Annotated in this window: 1 protein-coding gene; it reads right to left on the bottom strand. The window is 73.1% G+C overall.

From position 1 onward, the window contains the following. On the bottom strand, nt 1-1,122 hold a 1,122-nt coding region (locus AC1DOC_RS34600), incomplete at both ends, for a condensation domain-containing protein (RefSeq protein ID WP_478131704.1).

Genomic DNA, 1,122 nt, shown 5'->3' with positions numbered 1-1,122 from the left:
GGGCACGCCGGTGGAGCCCGAGGTGTAGATGACGTAGGCGGCCTGCTGCGAATCGGCAGCTTGCGCCGGCAGGCCGTCGGGCTGGATTGCCAGCGCGGCGGCCGTCTCGTCGCCATCGAGCGCCATGCAGTGCGGCACGCCGGCCAGCTGCGGCAGGAGCGCGGCATGGGTCAGCACGGCGGCGGGCGCCGCTTCCTCGAACACGAAGGCGCTGCGCCCGGCCATGTGGGCCGGATCGATCGGCAGGTAGGCCGCGCCGGCCTTGACGATGGCCAGGTGCGCGACCACGAGGTCGAGCGAACGCGGCAGCACCGTCGCCACGATGGCGCCAGCGCCGATGCCCCGGCCGCGCAGCAGCTGCGCGAGCCGGTTGGCGCGCAGGTCGAGCTCGGCATAGCTCACCGTGGCGTCGTCGAGCACCACCGCCGCCGCATGCGGCCGCTCGGCGGCATGGGCCTGCACCATGGCGGCCAGCGTGAGCGGCGCCAGCTCGCGCGTGCGGCCGCTCCAGTCCTCCAGCACACGGCGGTTTTCCTCGGCGCTCAGGATGGCCAGGCTGCCGATGGGTTCGTCGGGTGCATCGCAGGCCTCTTCGAGCAGGCGCGCGAGCCGCGCCGCAATGGCCTCGACCGTGCCGCGGTCGAACAGGTCGGTGCTGTATTGGATGCCGCCGGCAATGCCGCCGGGCAGGCCGTCGGCGCCGCGCTGCTCGTCGAGGATGAAGGACAGGTCGAACTTTGCGGTGTCCACGGCCACCGGCTGCGGCGTGATCGACAGGCCCGGCAGGCTGAAGGACAGCCGGTTGCTGCCCTGCTGGAAGCCCAGCATGACCTGGAACAGCGGCAGGTTGGCGCCCGAGCGGCCCGGCCGCAGCAGCTCCACGATGCGGTCGTACGGAAGCTCCTGGTTGGCGTAGGCCGCCAGGTTGGTGGTGCGCACGCGCGCGATCAGCTCGCGCAGGCTCGGCTGCCCCGAGAGGTCGGTGCGCAGCACCAGCGCATTGACGAAGCAGCCGATCAGCTCGTCCAGCGCGTGGTCGCTGCGCCCGGCCACCGGCGTGCCGATGGCGATGTCGTCGCCGGCGCCGAGCCGGTGCAGCAGCCCCGCGAGTGCGGCCTGCAG

The sequence above is a fragment of the Variovorax sp. 01T439_2 genome (assembly GCF_056398445.1).
The sequence above is the reverse complement of the archived record's forward strand: the minus strand, read 5'-3'. Positions and strand labels throughout refer to the sequence as shown.